Source organism: Hydrogenivirga sp. 128-5-R1-1 (assembly GCF_000171895.1).
This window is the reverse complement of record NZ_ABHJ01000495.1, coordinates 1-1,120: the sequence shown is the minus strand read 5'-3', so window position 1 is coordinate 1,120 and position 1,120 is coordinate 1. Positions and strand designations below refer to the sequence as shown.

Genomic DNA, 1,120 nt, shown 5'->3' with positions numbered 1-1,120 from the left:
TCCAAGAGGGCTGGTATTCTCTTACAATCCGGGAAATATAATAATAATCACAGATACAAAAGATAACATAGAAAATTTAAAAAAAATCGTTTCTTTAATGGAAAGTTTAAGTGATGGCCAGCAAATAAAAATTTTTAAACTTAAATTTTCAAAATCAAATGAAGTTGTTTCTGCATTAAACGCTCTTCTTTCTAACTATACAAAAAGAAACATTTTTTATAGAGTTGTAAACCTAAGCTCTTTAAATACAGTAGCTGTAAAAGCTCCAAAAGAGATAATAAATGAGGTTGAAAGTTTTATAAAAAGCATAGATAAACCTGCTCAACTTGAAAATACGAATTATAGAAAGTTCTGGACAATAAAACTAAAGAACTCTAAAGCAAAAGACCTTGCAAATGTACTAAATAAACTCCTTGAAAATATACAGCTTCTACAGTACACGCAGGTTCAACAAAATAAACAAATAAAATCACAACAAGCTCCAAAAAGAATTTCTCCAAACGCAAACATTAACACTGTAAATATATCAAGAAATAGAAAAGAAAAACCAAAAATAATCGCTGAAAAAACAACCAATACACTTGTAATATACGCAAACAGACTTGAATATGAAGCCATTAAAAATTTAGTTGAAAATCTTGATAAACAGAAAAAACAGGTACTTATTACAGCTTTAATAACAGAAGTTTCCCAAAAAGCCTTAAAAGAAATCGGCGTTAGATGGCAGATACTTGGCTCTTACGGTGGAGCAGCATTTAAAGGTGGTCTTTCAACAGAAGGTTTTTATAACCTTCTTGGAAGTACAAACTTTGCAGCTGGAGTGTTAAGCAGTAGCGGAAGAAATGTTTCTATTTCAGGAAATACATTATTCTTTCCAGATTTATTGTTTTTACTTTCATTACTGGATAGAGGAACAGGATTTAACATAATATCTTCTCCAAAAATTTTAACAATGGATAACACGGAAGCAACAATAAATGTTTCTCAGGTAACGCCATTTGCTTCAAGCCTAAAATTTGACGTAAATGGAAATCCAATAATAAACTACGACTATAAAGAAGTTGGATTAAAACTTAAAGTACTCCCCATATAAGTGGAAAAATATAGTAATGGATTTACA

At 30.2% G+C, this 1,120-nt stretch carries 1 protein-coding gene; it reads left to right on the top strand.

Features of this window, described 5'->3' with window-relative positions:
* Positions 1–1,093: secretin N-terminal domain-containing protein (locus tag HG1285_RS00410; RefSeq protein ID WP_008289670.1), on the top strand; the 1,093-nt coding region annotated here is incomplete at its 5' end.
* Between the last annotated feature and the right edge of the window lie 27 nt (positions 1,094–1,120).